At 38.1% G+C, this 17773-nt stretch carries 14 protein-coding genes; 4 read left to right on the top strand and 10 right to left on the bottom strand.

Going from position 1 to position 17773, the window contains the following annotated elements; translation table 11 throughout:
- Positions 1 to 186: 186 nt before the first annotated feature.
- The 3 genes from BFP77_RS10205 to BFP77_RS10195 are packed head-to-tail and all read left to right on the top strand — an operon-like array spanning position 187 to position 6021.
- Entirely contained in the window at positions 187 to 3279 is a 3093-nt protein-coding gene (locus BFP77_RS10205) for a hypothetical protein (protein WP_099573949.1), read from the top strand.
- Positions 3279 to 4505, top strand: coding sequence for a hypothetical protein (locus BFP77_RS10200; protein WP_099573924.1), 1227 nt, complete (start codon positions 3279 to 3281; stop codon positions 4503 to 4505). The genes BFP77_RS10205 and BFP77_RS10200 overlap by 1 nt, the downstream gene beginning before the upstream one ends.
- The gene (locus tag BFP77_RS10195; RefSeq protein ID WP_099573923.1) at positions 4498 to 6021 is read left to right on the top strand and encodes a cellulase family glycosylhydrolase; all 1524 of its coding nucleotides are present in this window, start codon (positions 4498 to 4500) and stop codon (positions 6019 to 6021) included. Before BFP77_RS10200 ends, BFP77_RS10195 begins: the two co-directional genes overlap by 8 nt.
- Before the next feature lie 64 nt (positions 6022 to 6085).
- Here BFP77_RS10195 and BFP77_RS10190 read toward each other — a convergent pair whose 3' ends face one another.
- The 4 genes from BFP77_RS10190 to BFP77_RS10175 form a co-directional block, all read right to left on the bottom strand.
- Positions 6086 to 7321 carry a glycosyltransferase gene (locus BFP77_RS10190; RefSeq protein WP_099573922.1) on the bottom strand — a complete coding sequence of 412 codons (1236 nt, stop codon included), beginning with the start codon at positions 7319 to 7321 and terminating at the stop codon, positions 6086 to 6088.
- A 2-nt stretch (positions 7322 to 7323) separates the two neighbouring features.
- Positions 7324 to 8607: a sugar isomerase gene (locus BFP77_RS10185; protein ID WP_099573921.1), complete on the bottom strand. Its 1284-nt coding sequence runs from the start codon at positions 8605 to 8607 to the stop codon at positions 7324 to 7326.
- The gene (locus tag BFP77_RS10180; protein WP_180272339.1) at positions 8594 to 8896 is read right to left on the bottom strand and encodes an STAS domain-containing protein; all 303 of its coding nucleotides are present in this window, start codon (positions 8894 to 8896) and stop codon (positions 8594 to 8596) included. The genes BFP77_RS10185 and BFP77_RS10180 overlap by 14 nt, the downstream gene beginning before the upstream one ends.
- A gap of 186 nt (positions 8897 to 9082) precedes the next feature.
- Positions 9083 to 9724: a hypothetical protein gene (locus BFP77_RS10175; RefSeq protein WP_099573919.1), complete on the bottom strand. Its 642-nt coding sequence runs from the start codon at positions 9722 to 9724 to the stop codon at positions 9083 to 9085.
- A 221-nt stretch (positions 9725 to 9945) separates the two neighbouring features.
- Here BFP77_RS10175 and BFP77_RS10170 point away from each other — a divergent pair, with 221 nt between their 5' ends.
- Positions 9946 to 12006 carry a tetratricopeptide repeat protein gene (locus BFP77_RS10170; RefSeq protein WP_099573918.1) on the top strand — a complete coding sequence of 687 codons (2061 nt, stop codon included), beginning with the start codon at positions 9946 to 9948 and terminating at the stop codon, positions 12004 to 12006.
- 12 nt (positions 12007 to 12018) lie between these two features.
- Here the strand turns inward: BFP77_RS10170 and BFP77_RS10165 are convergent, their stop codons facing one another.
- The 6 genes from BFP77_RS10165 to BFP77_RS10140 are packed head-to-tail and all read right to left on the bottom strand — an operon-like array spanning position 12019 to position 17771.
- Positions 12019 to 12732: a LytR/AlgR family response regulator transcription factor gene (locus BFP77_RS10165; RefSeq protein WP_099573917.1), complete on the bottom strand. Its 714-nt coding sequence runs from the start codon at positions 12730 to 12732 to the stop codon at positions 12019 to 12021.
- A 2-nt stretch (positions 12733 to 12734) separates the two neighbouring features.
- On the bottom strand, positions 12735 to 13052 hold the full coding sequence (locus BFP77_RS10160) for an Hpt domain-containing protein (RefSeq protein ID WP_241240878.1): 318 nt from the start codon (positions 13050 to 13052) through the stop codon (positions 12735 to 12737).
- Complete coding sequence (locus BFP77_RS10155; protein ID WP_099573916.1) at positions 13039 to 14115, bottom strand: sensor histidine kinase; 1077 nt, start codon at positions 14113 to 14115, stop codon at positions 13039 to 13041. The genes BFP77_RS10160 and BFP77_RS10155 overlap by 14 nt, the downstream gene beginning before the upstream one ends.
- A complete protein-coding gene (locus BFP77_RS10150) occupies positions 14115 to 15245 on the bottom strand; it encodes an FIST signal transduction protein (RefSeq protein ID WP_099573915.1) in 1131 nt (376 codons plus the stop codon). The genes BFP77_RS10155 and BFP77_RS10150 overlap by 1 nt, the downstream gene beginning before the upstream one ends.
- On the bottom strand, positions 15242 to 17236 hold the full coding sequence (locus BFP77_RS10145) for a PAS domain-containing sensor histidine kinase (protein WP_099573914.1): 1995 nt from the start codon (positions 17234 to 17236) through the stop codon (positions 15242 to 15244). Before BFP77_RS10145 ends, BFP77_RS10150 begins: the two co-directional genes overlap by 4 nt.
- Positions 17229 to 17771 (bottom strand): heme NO-binding domain-containing protein, encoded by a 543-nt coding sequence (locus tag BFP77_RS10140; protein WP_099573913.1) that lies wholly within the window; start codon positions 17769 to 17771, stop codon positions 17229 to 17231. Before BFP77_RS10140 ends, BFP77_RS10145 begins: the two co-directional genes overlap by 8 nt.
- Positions 17772 to 17773: the final 2 nt, after the last annotated feature.

The following is a 17773-nucleotide window of genomic DNA, read 5'->3' as shown; positions in this document are numbered from 1 at the left end:
TTAGCAGCCTTCTATTTTTAAGACCATCACTTACTTATTTCTGTAGACGAATGGTTGTTATGGTTAGATAAATAATTAGTAAAATTATTTCGTAAGTATTTTCCTTCAATTAACGTCTATTTTATGTTTATTATTGTAACAAAAAATTATTTTTCCCGTTATATCGTGGTAGATTTTAAATACAAAATGGCTAAGAAAAGTACCAACACCTTGCTTGTCGTTGCAATATTCATTGCACTAGCATTTCATGGTTCTAGTATTTTCTTCACTTTAGAGTCTACCTACGATGCATTAATTCATCTTTTCTTTGCGGATCACTATGCCAATAGTTGGTTTGAACCTTGGGATTATAGATGGTACACTGGGTTTACCGTTCAGGGTTACCCACCATTGGTACATCAATCTATTGCACTGTTATCCTATATCGGCGGTCTTAAATTTGGCATGTTCAGCGTGGCCTTAATCGCCATAGTCCTTTTCATCACAGGAGCCTATAGGTTTAGTCTATTGATGACCGCAAATAGAAAAATTGCTGGTTACACTGCCCTATTAGCGGTTTTCTCGTCAACCTTCGTAGAAACACTTCACATTTTTGGTCAATTGCCCAGTATTGCGGCATTATCTATTTTACTACATTCCTTCCCAGAAATATATCAATGGTTGAAAACAGGAAAGCTCAGGTATTTTTTAACGAGTTTATCCCTCATAGCGGTCACAGTAACATCGCACCATGTAACCCCCATCTTTGGAATGGTCTTTTTCATATTTCCATTGATCGGTATGGTCGTTATGGATGAAGCCCTTGATTATGCCGGTACTAGAAAAAAAGTTACGTTCAAAATATTCTGGAAAGCGTTCCGTAAACTGTTTTGGAGAATTATCAAATTTGGAGGAGGCTCGCTAATACTCATTATTGGCTGTATCCTACCCTATTGGATAAATACAAAAAAGAACCCCATTACACAGGTACCTATTCCTCATGGCTCTAGAGACAACTTTTTAGAAGTAACCTCATCTGGTCTGGTTTTCTTTATTATCCCTTGGGGAATTCTATTATTTGTACTACCCTATTTATTTTATAGGTTGTACAGTAAACGTTATCTATTTTTTGGATTTTCTTTTACGTTATTAACCATCTTGGGTACCGGAGGCACTACGCCGATTCCTTTAAAAATTTTGGGAGAAACAGCATTCAATATTTTAACGCTAGACCGTTTTACCCTGTGGGCTACCATAATGGCGCTTCCTATTTTTGGAGAGTTCATGTACCGCATGGTAGAGGGGGACTTAAGAGTACAACTCCAAGCGCGTTTTGGCGCCGTGTATCATAGGATCATGGGTGGGTTGTTAGTTGGGGGCATCCTCTTTATGGTCATCTTTACCATGAGTTTGGGGTATTTTAGACCTTCCCAACCTCAAAAAATTAAAATGTTACCTATCGTTAATTTTCTCAATCAAGACCAACATGACCAATGGCGCTATTTACCCCTGGGATTCGGGGACCAAATGGCATGGTTATCTGCCCAAACAAATGCCATGACCGTGGATGGAAATTACCATTCTGCACGAAGGCTCCCAGAATTGACCACAAGAGCCATAGAACGTTTGGAGAATTCCAAATTTAGAGGTGTAGAAGGTATAGGTTCGTTACAACAATTCCTGACCGTCCCGGAAAAGTATAACTTAAAATACATCTTTTCTAACGATAAATTTTATGACCCCTTACTGTTCTTCTGTGGTTGGCAGCGTTTACAGCAATTAGAAAATGGCATCATGGTTTGGGAAAAACTTAATGTACCTCCGCTGCCGAAAATTTTAGCAAAAGAAGAAGTGCCCACTTTCCTTAAACTAATGTGGGGTATAATTCCACTTGGAACTATTTTATTAGCTTTTATTTTTAATATTCAATCTATATGGTATAGAGCCCTAAAGGCTAAAAATATAACGCCTTCTGCTTATTTAATTTATTCCCAGAAGTATAAAAACTTTTCTAAGCCACTCATAAATATTAATCTATTCTGGGTAGGCATACTTCTCCTTATATTAATGTTGAGCATGTACACTTTTTACTTGAATACATCTGAACAGAACTCTCCGGAAAATGTCCTTCGCTCCTATTATGATGCCCTAGATTTTAAGGAATTTGAACGCGCACATTCTTATTTAGACCCTGACGGAACCAAAACCTTACCCCAATTTATGTTAGAGGTTTCTGTAACCGATGGCATACTTAGTTCGTATGCCAAAATGGATGCCATTAGTGTAGCCGTAAGCGAACAAACGGATCATAGCGCTACTGCCAACGTTGGCATGCAGTGGGTTACACCATTAGAAAAAATAACCAGAAACCGGACACACGATTTAGTGAAAAAAGAAGGAAAGTGGTATGTAGTACCAGAACCAATCGATACGGATATACCTCCAGATCAACTTTTCACGACTAATGAAACGCAATTTTATAATCACGGTAGACGAAAAATAACCACGCAGCAAACGCACCATGAGGACGTCTTAAAACAACCAGTTTTAGAAGTGCTAAGTGCTAAACTTGTAGCGCAAGCAGGAGAATATGTAATCATAGGGGAATTGCAAAATGTAGATAATGTTCCTGCAGATGTGGTAATTACGGCCTCTTTATATAATGATAAGGATAAAGAACTGGCAAAGTTTAACGCTAAATACCATATGAAGCATAAATTGATGCCCAAGGAAACGACCACTTTTAAGATTCTTTTCGAAGGAATTGCATGGACCCATCCAGAAGAACACCTGCCAAGCAGCTTTAATCCAGATGAATTCACTAAGCTAAACTTGGAAGAAATACCAACAAAATTCAACCTACAATGTGCAGGTAATGTCGCCACAACAGACCTTTATAAAGCAATAACCTTACAAGATTTGGAGCACTCGGAAAATCGTTTAAAAGGCACACTTTTCAATGGTGGCATACAAGAAGTGACCATTCCGCAATTACTGATTTCTTACTATGACGAAAACAAGGAACTTATTTGGGTAGATTCCCAATTTATAAGAGAGGGTGTTCGTGTACAACGTAAGCAGTACTTTGATTATGAACTTTCTACTTTACCCAAATTAAATGTGCTGAACAGTAGTTTAGAAAATTGTTTCGTAAACGGTCTTGAAAATGAGCAGATAGCCGTGAAAATATTCCCTGACAGAGATAACACCCATGGAAAAGAGCTTTTACAACCGTTGCAGGGCAATGGTTATGAGTTTATAAAAGTAGAACTTAACGGCTACATAGGTAATCCCAACTAATGATGAGATTTATTAGCATCTTTATTTTTATATGTTTTTTCTCTTGTGCTGAAAAGAATGAGGAAATAAGGGTGCCTGCCAATACCCCAATTAAACTATTAACAAAAAGCGCACAGTACACCGCAGGCTCAGAGATATGTATCACTTTTAGCGCCTCTAAAGAGTTATTACCCTATCTGGTATTGAAAAATGCTTTGGGAACCAGTGTACTTAAACCTGTAAAGGATACTAACCAACTTAGGTTCTGTGTACCGCCCATGTATGCCAACAAAGCCGGTATCATGCATTGGTCACTGGTACTGAACAGTGAGGAAATTGAAGCCGGGCAGATTAGTATCGCTCCCGACGCAACAACTACCTTCCTTGAAACCTATTTTGGACCCCGGCAAATAACCGCTGGTAAAAATGATTTCTCCATGCTCGTTAACATTCCAACGGACAACTATGATAATACGCTAGTTAACGGAACCATGGTTACCGTAAACAGGGAGTTTGAAGATGAATTCCATCAGTTTATGGTTCCAATTTCCAAAAGTATTGCCTGGAAAAATATAAATGCAACTGAAAAATCCGGTCGTATTCTGGTAAGTGCACTTTGTAGAAACACCAATTCCAAGCAACTTACCACCATTGTTTATCCTGCCATGCCTACTGATTTTGAAATAGGGTATCAAAGAGACCATACGTTTGCGGATGGTAATCAAATTATAACCTTACAAACTAATAAAATCTTAGACAAATACGGCAATGTGGTGAGCGATGGTACCCATGTTAATTTTCTCATAGAAAACCAAGACGGTATTTTTATGAGTGCCACGGGAAACACGATTAATGGAAGAGCCATTGCCAGGTTGTTACATCCTGAAGAGCCCATCACGTGGACGGCAAAAGCATTTATTACCGGGGCTGCCAGAAGTAATACCATTGTTGTTGGTTTTAAAGCTTCAGTAGAAGATTATCCTATCAATTTTGATAAAGACCAAAGAAAACTTTCCATTGGCCCATTACTAGGGTTTATGCAACAAAAGGTTACGGATGGGTTTAGTATTCAGTTGTCCATAAAGTCAGAAGCTAATATTATTAATGAAGAGGAAAAGCTATTTACAAAAGACGGCAAAGCCTCCTATATACTGGATAAGAATTTTTATCCCTCCGGGACTTACAACATTACTATTGAAGCCGCGGGAATTTCTAAAGAGCTGCTAATAACCTTACCCAATGAGTAGAACAAAAAACGCATATCGTATCTTTTTGGTTCTATCCTTTATAGCTATAAATGCCCTTATAATTTTTGGTATTGGTGCTGTATTATCGTATTTGAGTACCGGTGCTGATAAATCTACTATGCTACATTTAGAGCAAGAGGTTCATGATGTCTATTTACCAAAGGTACAATGGACCGACACCTTGGGTGAAGGAAGGCCGATCAGCAAACAGATTTTGAATAAAATTGAAAGAGATTATAAGAGGGCTTGGTATGTAAAAAATTTAGCTTTTAGAACTAATGACCCTGACGGTTTAAAAGACTATTATACAGATAGTGTCTTGGTGAAGCTAAAGCGGATAGTAAGGTTTAATAAGGAAGAAAACGTACATGTTAGAACCACTACCCTTACACACCATCCGGATTTGGAATTTTTTAGTGCGGACGGGCAACTGGTAGTTTTTCGTGACAATAACGTTACCCGTTACTCACAGACCTTTATGGGTGACACACTATTAATTTCAAAAAAAGATACCACTAATTACCGTGTTATTATGCTGTTAGAAGACGGGTTTTGGCGCATAAGACATCTTATGGAAATTAAGTCGGATACCTTGGAAAAAGCAGCTGAGAATAAAATTGGTATGCCTCTAAATCTCGATAACATACGTGGTGTTAATTACTACCCTAAGGATGCCCCATGGAACATGTTCGGAGATAATTTTGATAGTGTTGCCATTGAGAAAGATATAAAACTCATACGGCATATGGGATTAAATATGATTCGCATATTCATTCCTTATGAGGATTTCGGAAAAAATAAAGTTGACCAAAGTAAATTAGCACAAGTAGGTCAGGTACTCGACTTAGCCGAAAAAGCAGGTATCAAGGTCATGATTACTCTATTCGATTTCTACGGGAACTATGATATTACAGACTGGACCTTGACCCATAGGCACGCAGAAGTTATTGTTGAAACATTAAAGAACCATCCCGCATTGCTTGCATGGGATATTAAAAATGAGCCGGACCTGGATTTTGAGAACAGAAAAAAATACACCGTTAATGCTTGGTTAAGTGAAATGATAGCGCAAGTAAAAGGATGGGATACCACACATCCCGTAACCATAGGTTGGTCATCTGCGGAAAGTGCAAACAATTTGTCTAACAAAGTAGATATCGTTTCCTTTCATTATTATGAAAAATTGTCCCTTTTTACTGAAAAATACCGCACATTAAAATCTAACCTTGCTGCAAACAAACCTATATTCCTGCAAGAATATGGCATATCTTCCTACGGTGGTCTATGGAAAGGTTTTATGGGTAGTGAAAGCAAGCAAGCAGACTACTACAAGGAGATTCAAGGATATATTAAGCAAGAGAATATTCCATTCGCTTTTTGGGGTTTGTATGATTTTGAAGAAGTTCCTACAGCGGTCGTTGGACGTTTGCCTTGGCGCAGAGCGCCACAAAAATACTATGGTTGTATTGATACCGCCGGGAATAAAAAACAAAGCTACTCAGAATTGGCACAATAGAAATAAAAGAAAAGAGACGACCCAGTAAGGGTCGCCTCAAGAATTAAACCTAACCAAAACGCTTTTAAGCTTTTACACCATCCTTTTCCATATAACGTTCCACATCCAGCATGGAGAAATCGGCCGTCTTCTGTTGTATGGCCTTAAAACAGTCCATATACATCTGGGTAATCGTAGACATCGGTAAAGAGCAAGCTGCCCTATAATTAGCTTTAGAGAGTAATATCCTATTGGCATCGTCTATAATAATATGCTCAATTGCATCAGCTAAAGAAGCACTATCCTCCGCCTCGAAAAATTCCCCCTTGTAACCTTCATCTTCTACCAGTGTTGCCAAATCTCCCAAATTTGGTAGTACTACCGCCTTGCCATAGCTACCCGCCTGATGCAGGACGCCGGAACTTCCGGTTGTAGAGGTATAAGGAAATACGCAGACCGCGCTATCTCCAAAAATTACCGGAACATCTTCTTCGGCAACATAACCTGTAAATCGTAGTTGCTTTACGTGGGCATAGCTTTTGGCAACGTCCGCTAAGTAACCTGGTGTATTGGGGCTATCGGTGCCCGCAATAACTATCTCAATATCTTCTTGGGTACGCTCTCGAATCTTTTCTACCGCTTCGATCATGACCTCAACTTTTTTATAGGTTCCGAACTTACCAAAGGCCATAACTTGTTTTGGTCCTTCAGGTAAGGCATAGTTTGGCTCAGGCGGAGTTTCAAAAGCACCATGAGGTATCTGAATCACATTTTTTGCTTTATACTTATGTTCCAATATACCTACATACTTATGGATAGTGACAGCAACAACATCAGACGCTAAAACAAAACGGGTTAAGCTTGTACCAATAAATCCGTATATTCTTTGGAGTACTTTGTTTTTAGTGAAGCCCGCGTTCTCCAAATCTACTTTTTCCAATATGTTATGCAGCAAGGAAATACAAGGAATTTTTTTTACCTTACAGATAAAGGGTAATAACAGCCCAAGTGCCGCTGGCACTTTCTTATCTCCGAATTTTAAGAACTGTAGATTAAATAGAATAGCATCCGGTTTAGTTCTATTTAGTGTTCTATTAATTCTAAAAATGTTGGTGTAGCTATTAAAATCCCAGCTCTCCGCTACGGTAATCTTGCAACCACCCTCTTCAAAGTTCAAGTCTTTTTCTTCTGAAGTGTGGTCCGTTATTAATATCAACTCATCTACCTCTGGTTGTAGTCTAAAATGCTTCACTAAATAATAGCCGTATTCTGTTAACGTTACTTTACTTGGTGGGTATGCCGTTACAATTGCTAATTTCATATTTAATTATTTTGGATAGGGTTAGTGTCAGCTTTAAAAAGCTCTTTTTTGTTCTTATTGTTTTTATAGACGAAGTAAACAAGCTGAAATAGTAATAGAATAGCCATAGCTATAATCTGTACCATGACTACTTGCTCTAGATTATCATGGTATATTGTAATGAGTGCTATTTGCAGAAAACCTAAGATTCCGGATATGATTACAGGTACATAATGGTCCAATGACAGATAGTAATAGGCAAAAATATTTGAGATTGCAAAGAGTGAGGTAGCTGTGGCATATTTCCATAGTAGACCTGAAATAGCAAGGTAATCCCCACCGAACATGAGTTGTACGATAAGCTCCGGAAACATCCAACAGGCACTGACTATAAGTGCAGAAAGTATCCCAATAATCGAAACATATTTGAACAATACGGGAGCTGTGGACAAGCCATCTTTTTTACGTTGCACTACGGTTGGCAATAAAATCATGACGAACATCCAAGCGATGAAGTACACCACTCTTCCTATTAATGCCAAGGAAGCGTATAGCCCGGCCTGCTTAGCATCAAAATAGTGTTTTACCATTAAGATGTCGCTGTTGTTGATTATAATTTGGGTCCCCTCATAACAAGCCGTGAGTACTATAAAGGTAGATACCAGCTTTGTATTAGCGGCAGTCAACCTAGCGGACTTATTAAATCTAAAATTTTTCGAATCTGTGGGCAACATCCCGAAAAACAAGGATATGACTATACCCAATGCTACCACAGTAGCAGGGTCCAAAGGTAGGGCCCAAAGCAATAAAAGAGTAATACCAAGCCTGCTCCACATTTCTGTTTGATAGGTAGTGGACAATTTTTTAAAGGCCATTTTTCCCTGATAGATACCCCTATTTACACTCATAAAAAAGTAAACAGGTATTCCAATGGCAAAGACGATGAACATATTGGAAGACTTTGTCAGAAATAGATTCTGTAAGCTAGGGGCAAAGACTATTAACAAAAGCATAGCAATACAACCTCCCAAGAGCGCACCCTTGTATATCTTGAAACGAAAACGGGACCATTGTGTATCCTCTAACAAGACGGCAAATTTGGCCGCAGCCAACTGAAAGGTCATTCCTATAAAAGATAACACCAGCAAAAGTGTAACTAACAGAGCTGCTTCTGCAAACACCTCAGGGCCCAACAATCTTCCTAAAAGAAGATTATAGAGATAATTGCCTCCATTTACAAGAAGTACACTGAGCATAAATATTTGCTCTGGTGAAACCTTCTTTTGTATTAGTCTATACACGGTCATTGCTTAGAATATATCTTGTTTTAGTAGTAGACATCACTTCCTGTATATCATCGTTCTCGAGACCAAATATGGAAATCACAAGATTTTCCAAACCCGCTTTTTTGTAAAGTGCTTCTAGTATAAAAGCTCCACTAGCATCAATGGAAATCACCTTTTCTATACTTAATAAAAGGTCCTTACCAGTAACTAGGGTACTTTCTAAATGACTTTTTATGGCATGACAGTTAGCCGAAGTGATACTCCCTACTATTTGAAACATTCCGTTGATTTCTTTTATTTCTGTAGCCATAATTTTGTTTGGTTTATTCTTTATCAATAATACTATAATGTTAATTTTCATTTAATATTGTAAGAATTTTCATATATTTATTAAAAAATAATTTATTCTGTATTTTCCAGACCATTACTTCCCCTGAAACCTATTTTCTAATATCAATATTTAAAGGATTTTTAAGAACTACGTATGAGTGCCTACCTAAGTGAGAATTTTATTTGTAGTACTAAATTCAAAGTACAGTACCTGTAATACGAACAAAGTAATCATTGACATCACCTGTACGTGAACAACAATGCTGAGACCATTGTGGAAAAAGAACAGCATACTTATTTGAAAAAGGCTGATAATTAGGGAAAATACTATAGGTGTATATTCCTTTAGCAGGACAAAGTAGTAGCTAATAACGTTAGATATTGTAAACAAGAATACGGCCAATACGTACTTCCATAGGTACGGCGCAATAAAGAGGAAGCTCTCATCGGTTAATTTAGTAATGAGTAGCTCTGGCCGTATAACACTAAAAAGGAGTACGGCAGCCCACATGACTAGACTACAACGTACAAAATTGTTGATAATAGTACTTGTATAGCTTGGCTCCTTGCGCTCCATCAAAGCATACAGCGATACCAGTAACACTGCGGACCAAGTTAACTTGCAGACAATACCACCGGTTAGTATTAGTGCTTTGAACAGTTGGGTATCGGTACCTTCTAGGTAACTTCCAATTATCCAAGCGGAAATTTGGTTGTAAAGGTAGTAGCTTCCAAATAGAAGAAGCATACTACCTAAGTACAACCGTTCCGGGGGAACTTTCGTTAGTAATGATTTTATGGTTGTCATTTGTATGGTTTTAAAGATGTTTATGTTCAATTCTCATACAAATATCCAAGTAATGTTCTTCCGAAAATGTTCCTTATAGGTAGATGGAAGATTTCTGTAGATGAGTGGTAGTTATCGTACTTCCGGTACTCATGTATTGCCTCTAACTTTACAAAAACAACTTAGCACTAATAAATACCTGATATAAGCGTTATATTTTTGTAGTAATAATCCTACTATTAATGAACAGATATTTTCTATACCTCTTTTTTATCCTCGTAACATCTTTTGCATCTGCACAAAATTCTATGCAACCCGGCTTTGAACTTTTGGAAAATGGCAATTTTGAAGAAGCCGAATATTTTTTCAGAACATACCTAGAATCAAATCCGAAAAATAAAACAGCACAGCTATGTTACGGCCGTGCGGTGGGGCTAAGTGGCGAACCAAAGAAAGCGACCCTATTATTCTCCAAAATGTTAGAAAACTTTCCCAAGGATTTTGAAGTACGTATCAATTATAACGAATCCTATTTATGGGCAAAAGACTATACTACTGCCAAACCACTTTATAAGGCTTTGGTAAGTGATTATCCAGAAAATTTTGGTGCAGTTCTAGGCTATGCAAATACCTTGAGTAATTTAAAAGAATATGAGGAGGCCCTTATTTGGGTAGAGAAAGCATTACTTCTACAGCCAGATAGCGAAAATGCCAAAGTTTCTAGAAAATATATGCGCTTGGGCTATGCGAACAAATTTGTGAACAATCAACAGTACAAGAAAGGCGAGCAGCTTCTAAAACAAATATTCAATGATTTTCCTGAGGACAAAGATGCTTTATTAAACTTGGCCAACTTATATCTCATTACCAAAGAAGTATCCAGTGCAAAGGGCATTTATAAGAGATATGCCACAACACCAAAAGATTCCATAACAGCTCTAAATGGTTTGGCACTGGCAGAACATATAGGAGAAAGGGATAAAGAAGCTTTAAAACAAGCAACGCTGGCGAAATCCAAAGTCAAGAAAATCGAGAATACTCCACTTGTGGAACAAACCTACGACCGTTATGTTCAAGCATTGATTTGGAACCAAAAATTCGTCAAAGCCAGAAGACTTATAGATAGTTTATCGTTGGAAAATCCAAATAGGAATTGGATTTTAGCTTTAAAGGCAACTCTTGGACTGTATACTGGAGATGCCAAGACAAGTGTTAACAGTTATTCCCAAATCTTAGCGAATGACAAGAACTCCTTTGACGGTAACCTAGGCATTGCTAATGCTCTTTTTGCAGCCGATCGCATTGTACCTGCTTACCGGGCGGCCTTTAAGACATTGGAAATTTATGAAAATCAAAAGGATGCTACCGGCTTTATTGTAAAACTCAATACCATACACACGCCTACCGTTGAGGAACATGCCGCTTACACCTTCGATAATGGTAATAATAATGCCTTTTTCACCAACACTACGGTGGACGTTCCCTTGTCAACAAAATGCCGCACTACCCTCTCGTACCTGTATAGAACGACCGAAAACACGGTTACAGGTAATAAGGCCAATTCACATGTACTCGTTGCAGGTCTACACTACAAATTATTCCCTAAAGTAATGTTCAAAAGCATCCTAGGTCTGAACAACTCGCAATTTATGGATGACGCTTATACACAACCCGTCTTGGATATTAAATTAGCTACGCAACCCTTTAAAATGCAAAATCTAGAAGTGGGTTACCAACGTGAAGTTCAAAATTTTAATGCTGACCTAATTGAGCGTGAAATCGTACTTAACAATTACTCTCTTAACTATAATCTTGGAACGAACTTTAATTTGGGTTGGTATACCCAGCTTATCCATACGCAACAGAGTGATGCTAACAGTCGTAATCTGCTTTTTACCTCCCTGTACTATACCTTATTGAAAAAACCGGCATTAAAAATGGGAGTTAATTATCAATATATAACCTTCGCGGAACAAGTACCTACAATTTATTTCAGTCCGGAAAAATATCAAGCGCTAGAGATTTTTGCAGATGTAAGGGGCACCATTTCCGAGAAGACTTCTTACATGGCCAGTACCGCAACGGGTATACAACAAGTAGAAGCCGACCCAAATACCACGATTTTCAGGGCCGAGGCAAATGTTCAACATCGGTTTTCCAAACGTTTTATTACAGGTATTTATGGAAAATACAGCAATATAGCATCGGCGACCGCGGCAGGTTTCGAATTCACGGAATTAGGAATAAAGCTAAAATGGTTACTCACCAAAAAACCATTATTTTACGATAAGCTAACTAAATAAGGGAAGAAGCTGTCACAATAAGTTTAACCTCCTAATAAGTTCAGGACGACTAGACCTGCTTATCGGAATTACTTTCTTTTCTATAAGTACACTATTGTCCTCAATGTCTATAATCCTAGTAAAATTGATGATGTACGATCGGTGTATCTGTAAAAAGGTCTTTTCCGGGAGCTTCTCTTTTATCTTCTTTAATGTGGTATGCACATGGTATGTCTTACCTTCTGTAGTAATATCTATATAGTCTCCCTTCGCTTCTACGAACAAAACCTCTTTCAGCTTTAGTTTTATCAACCGCCTATCTATGTTGATATAAAGATCTTCCTCTGCACCAGATTCATTAGAACTGCCCTGTTCTTCTTTTCCCCCACTACTTGCCAAAGCGTTCTTTATTTTCTGAAGCGATTTTTCAAAGCGTGGTGGTGTTATTGGTTTGACCAAGTAATCTACTATAGCTTCATATTCATACGCTTCAATCGCAAATTCAGTATCTGATGTGGTCAACACTATTCTTGGTGAGCTTTTTAGGGTCTGTACAAAATCTACACCACTGAAACCGGGCATGTGAATATCCAAGAAAACCACATCCACATCTTGCTGATTCAAAAATTTTATGGCATCTATTGCATTATCAAACTCATCTAGGACAATTAATTCCTCATATTTAGAACACAGCTGATGAACAATAGCTCTAGCAGCGGCCTCATCGTCTACAATAATACAGGTCATATTCAGATTGTTTTGAGGTACGTTTCAATGGTACACAGCTCTTTGAGAAATTCTTTGTCTTTTTCCATATTTTGAGCATTTAACTCTTCTTCGTAAGCAACGGACAACGTATAAGCCTCTGTCATGCTCAAGATATTAAATTTATGCTTTAATTTATGGACAATCTGAGCTGCTTCATGAAAGTTCCCCTCCAGAACAGCCTTTTCATAGATAACCTTTTCAGACGGGAATTCGGTTTTCAAAATGTGTATAAATTGATTTTCAAATTCTTTATCATCTCCTGCCAGGTCCTTAATATAATCCAAATTAGGCTTGCTCATGATAATCCTTTTTAAATGTAACGTAAAATGTAGTTCCTTTATTTGGTTCCGATTCCAGCCAAACATCGCCTTGGAATAAAGCCGTAATTTTCTTCACTAAAGAAAGGCCAACACCGGCAGCATTGGAGCTACTTTCCAGCTTAGTGAACATCTCAAAAATTGTGGTCATATATTTTTCGGGAATTCCTTTGCCATTGTCTCTAATGGTAAACTTCCAATAAATTTCATCGGGAATAAAATCAATACTAATTAGACCCAGCTTTTTATCTTCTACGGCTGCAATGGCATTCGACACTAAATTTCGGAACAATTGTTCTATCCAATATTTTTGAATTGATATAACGGGCAAGTCATTGGCCAATTCAAAATTGATGTATTCAGGCACTTGCGAAGTAGCAACAATTTCCGATAGTAGGTTTTTTATATCAACATTGGTTCTGTTCTCCATATGATTCCCCACCGTAGCATGTTGTAGGATACCGTTGATGAGATTATCCATTCTGGTCAAATTTTCAGCGACCAGTGCACAATTGTTTTTACTATCCTCAGAGAAGTTCTCCTTTTCCTCTTCAGTAATCCAGGACATTAAGGCATGTACGTTTCTTATGGGAGACTTTAAATCATGGGAAACCATTTTTACGTAATTGTTCAATGAATCGTTTTGTGCAGCCAAGTCCTTTAGAAGTGTATTTTTCTCCTCGGTAACCCTAGTTATTTCAGTTGCCAAATGCCCAACATGTTTTGCCAGTTTTTCGATATCTACCGGTAAAGTTTTTTGTTTGTCCTTAGGATACTTAGTCTCCAAATTTACGTTTAGACTTTCTACTGCACGCTCTAAGGACAGCAATACATTTTTTTGTCGTTTCGCTTCCTTTTCCAATTCCCTATTTGCAAGAAACAACTCTTCTGAGCTAATGGCCGTGGCCCGTTGCATCATGGAAAGTTTTTCGTCATAGTTCTCATATGATTTTCCTACAGCATCCATAAACACTTGTAGGTCGGGATGATCCTTGAAATCCTCAGGTAAATATTTCCGTATCTGTCTTCTTAGAAGTGATGACATTATTCGCTAAATAGGGTTAGTGTCATGGTTTGGTTATGTAGCTTACAGCTATCCTGACCTTCAAAGGGTGCCATTTCTCCATAAGAATAAAATCCTGAAACAACCGCATTATCCCCTATTACGGATATAACCTCTTCCACCTCTTCCTCCGTTCGTTGGTCCATAACCAATTTTCTGCCTACACAACTGACTAAAATTGCAAGTTCCGGTTTATTCTTACGATTTTTCATAGCTAGCTCCGCTGCAGTTCTGGCGCCATTGGCAATATCATCTACGGTAGACATCATTAATTGTACACGAGAACCTTCTGGCACATCACCAGCTAAGATCATGGTATTATTATTTTCATCAATATTAAGTATGGTCCTCACTATGGCGGCTTCATTTTCGGTAGTAATTACGCTTAACGGATACAGAAGAGCAGATTTAGGTAATTCTTTGGCCTTGTCCCCTAAATATCTTTTGTATAGGTCCAATGCCGGTTTACCATCAAGCTCGTATAAAACGTTATTATTGGATTTGGTTATGATGCGTTCAGGTCCAAAGGAGGTCCAGCCCCCAAAATTGGCACTGGATATTTCTAAGGTGTCGCCGTAAAATGCTATGGCTACCACTTCTCCCTCTTTAGGATTCTCATTATATGAGGCCAACGTTTTTTCAAATCGATCATCGTCTCCACATAACCCTCCGGACAATCCTATGTTTTTTGCTTTGCCGGTTTCAAATCCCTTAATTAGGGCACTGCCATTTACGGTGCTGCCTTCTGAAACCAGGAAGAAGTATTTGAGCTTATCTTTAGGAAACTCTTTCATCAGTGCCTGACCCAAATTAAAGTCATTGTTATCAAATTCCTTAACATTCTTGGTATGCACTATGAAACTACTTTTCTCAAACGCGATGGCCGTAAGAACAATCGTCTTTTCTTCAACGGCCTCATTAATTATCTCTCCAGAAGTAGAACCAAATACAATATGTCCATTTGGGAATAAGTTCCTAACCTCATCATATAGCGAAGAATCTTCTAACATATACCTGTTACCAAAGACCATTACCAGCGGCCCGCTTAATTTTTCGGCACTGTTCAATACAAATTTACCGTCTGCTTTTTTAATTCCTTGTACTATTCTCATTTAACTGGTTTTAGGGAACAAATGTCTTTATCTAGTGTAAAATGGAACTCCGTACCTGTTCCTACTTCACTTTCTAACCAAACTTCGCCACCATAACGATCTATTATTTTTTTTACGATGGACAATCCAATACCTGTTGACCTTTCATTATGACCAATAGATTGAAAAATCTCAAAAATCTTTTTATGATACTCCTTAGGAATACCCACACCATTATCTTTAATGGAAAAACCCCAATGCGTTTCCGTTTCAGAATAAAGGACCTGAACCATACCCTCTTTTCTTTCGATATGTACAACAGCGTTCCCAATTATATTCTGGAACAGTTGATGTATTTTGGTACGGTCGGCAAATATAACAGGTAGCTTTTCCGGCACCGTTAGCTTTACGTGGTCAGGAATATAGATACTATCCCCCACAGCTTTAACAACTTCATTTAAATTTACCTCGGCCACATCCATCGTGGAACTGTCTGCCGTAGAGTATTCCAATATGCCGTGTATCAGCTTATCCATAGCGGTAACCTTCTCCTGCATTAATTGAAGGTTCTGCTGCCCATTTTCATCGAGTACATCACTGTAATCCTCTTGGATCCATGTTGCTAAAGCACTAATACTCCGCAATGGAGATTTTAAGTCGTGGGAAACAATGTGAGCATACTCTTGTAAACCCTTATTGCTTTTCTCCAATTCTTTCAATAAAACCTCTTTTTGTAATTCTAGAGACTTTTGATTGGTAATATCCAGATGTATACCAATGGACCCGATGACTTTATTATCCGCATCATACCTTGGTGCACCACTTATTAACCAGTGCTTTACTTCTCCATTTTTGTTCAGGACTTCAATTTCGTAGGAATCTGATGAGCCAGCCAGTCTTTTAGCTGTTTTCTCCTGAATGACATTATCGTTTTTTACCTTTAGCACATGAGCAGCCTTTTTACCCACAAGCTCATTTTCTTGGAAACCACTCATGACCGTAAAACTTTGGTTGACCATTTGGATAATATCATCATTATCTACCTCAATGAGACCTAAGTTCATGTTGGCTATTATACTGCTATACTTCTCCCGCTCCACGTTCAAACGATCCTCTGCTTCCCTTTGCTTGGTAATATCCTCAATTAAAGCTACTTGATAATCTGTTTCTCCTGCACTATTCTTTACCGCACTTACTAAGGTTTTGGCAAGTAGCTCTGACCCGTTCTTTTTACGATATTTCTTCACCACTGAAAATTTCTCTAGTTCACCAGCATTCATTTTCTTTACGAGCTCTAGACTTTCTTCCGCATTTTCTGCGGCAGAGATATCTTTAACGTGCATTGTTTTAAGCTCTAATTCAGTGAACCCCAGTAGACTTGTAGTGGTAGCATTGGCCTTTATAATTTTGCCATTGTCCGTGAGTACAATACCGAGAGGAGAATTCTCGACAATAATATCCAACTGTCTTTTTTGTTCGGACAGCAATTGTTTTATTTCCATTTCCTGGGTGATATCCCTCAGAATTCCTTGAGCTGCAATGGGCTTTTTATGGGTGTCGTAAATGAGACTAGCATTAATTTGAACCCATTTTGTACTACCATCCTTGACTATAATTTTGGCCCTATAATTTTTAAGAATACCTATTTCCATTAAAGACTGCATGGATTCAGCGGTATAGGCCATGAAATCCTTGTGAACCAACTGGGATAAGTTCAAATCTTCCACACCATGATCGTATCCTAAGAAATCCTTGGCGGAGACGTTCATATTAATAACATTAAAATGAAGGTCCATGACCACATAAGGGTCGATGATATTTATGAAAACACCATCTAATTCCGAGGTTTTTTCATTCAGTAAATTCTCTAATTTAGCGTTAGCTTCTTTTAAATGATAGGTAGTATCGTAAAGCTCTTTAGACTTTTGTTCTAATATTTTTTCAGCCTGAATACGAGCCTTTTTCTGTCGGTCCAAAGCGCGTTTCAGCAATTGAACTTCTTTGCTATCCATGCTGTGTGATGTGAAATTTAACTTCAGAGCCATCCTCTTTCAATAGTTCATAGACTACGGTGGCACTTTCATTAAAATGCTCGAAAGATTTTTCTATTAGACCATGTGCAAGTCTATACAAACCTCTTGAAGAGGAATAAATCATGGATAGGGTGTCATCTGTTTTTTCCAAAATTTTGAACGTTGGCAACTCTGCATCAGGATAAAGTTTCCGGACATGCACATGTATATGGTCTTCGATAGAATACAACAAAGCCAAAGGCGAATTATAATTTTGTATGACCTCTGGATGAGCTGCTCCCAGACCTGCAAAAAGATAATGTCCAAAAGCATAAATCAAATCCCCTAAGGGTATATCCGTGTCCTTACTAAGTTCCGTAATAAGACCAACCATCTCATTGAAATCGTAAGTACCTACAGAGGTGTAAATGCCTTGAGAGGGTAAGTCTGCTCCCTCAATGATGGTATCCACCGTTTCTAGTCCAAATTTGGACTCTACCATTTCCAAAAATTCCGTAAAAATTATACCTTTCATAA

Origin of the sequence: Maribacter sp. 4U21 (genome assembly GCF_002742365.1) — a bacterium.
Lineage (GTDB): Bacteria > Bacteroidota > Bacteroidia > Flavobacteriales > Flavobacteriaceae > Maribacter.
This window is presented reverse-complemented; position numbering and strand designations above follow the sequence as displayed.

Coding starts and splice junctions, on each gene's coding strand:
- BFP77_RS10145 (WP_099573914.1), bottom strand. CDS start 17,236: ATGGATAGCAAAGAAGTTCAATTGCTGAAACGCGCTTTGGACCGACAG.
- BFP77_RS10160 (WP_241240878.1), bottom strand. CDS start 13,052: ATGAGCAAGCCTAATTTGGATTATATTAAGGACCTGGCAGGAGATGAT.
- BFP77_RS10170 (WP_099573918.1), top strand. CDS start 9,946: ATGAACAGATATTTTCTATACCTCTTTTTTATCCTCGTAACATCTTTT.
- BFP77_RS10150 (WP_099573915.1), bottom strand. CDS start 15,245: ATGAGAATAGTACAAGGAATTAAAAAAGCAGACGGTAAATTTGTATTG.
- BFP77_RS10190 (WP_099573922.1), bottom strand. CDS start 7,321: ATGAAATTAGCAATTGTAACGGCATACCCACCAAGTAAAGTAACGTTA.
- BFP77_RS10175 (WP_099573919.1), bottom strand. CDS start 9,724: ATGACAACCATAAAATCATTACTAACGAAAGTTCCCCCGGAACGGTTG.
- BFP77_RS10180 (WP_180272339.1), bottom strand. CDS start 8,896: ATGGCTACAGAAATAAAAGAAATCAACGGAATGTTTCAAATAGTAGGG.
- BFP77_RS10200 (WP_099573924.1), top strand. CDS start 3,279: ATGATGAGATTTATTAGCATCTTTATTTTTATATGTTTTTTCTCTTGT.
- BFP77_RS10165 (WP_099573917.1), bottom strand. CDS start 12,732: ATGACCTGTATTATTGTAGACGATGAGGCCGCTGCTAGAGCTATTGTT.
- BFP77_RS10195 (WP_099573923.1), top strand. CDS start 4,498: ATGAGTAGAACAAAAAACGCATATCGTATCTTTTTGGTTCTATCCTTT.
- BFP77_RS10205 (WP_099573949.1), top strand. CDS start 187: ATGGCTAAGAAAAGTACCAACACCTTGCTTGTCGTTGCAATATTCATT.
- BFP77_RS10185 (WP_099573921.1), bottom strand. CDS start 8,607: ATGACCGTGTATAGACTAATACAAAAGAAGGTTTCACCAGAGCAAATA.
- BFP77_RS10155 (WP_099573916.1), bottom strand. CDS start 14,115: ATGTCATCACTTCTAAGAAGACAGATACGGAAATATTTACCTGAGGAT.
- BFP77_RS10140 (WP_099573913.1), bottom strand. CDS start 17,771: ATGAAAGGTATAATTTTTACGGAATTTTTGGAAATGGTAGAGTCCAAA.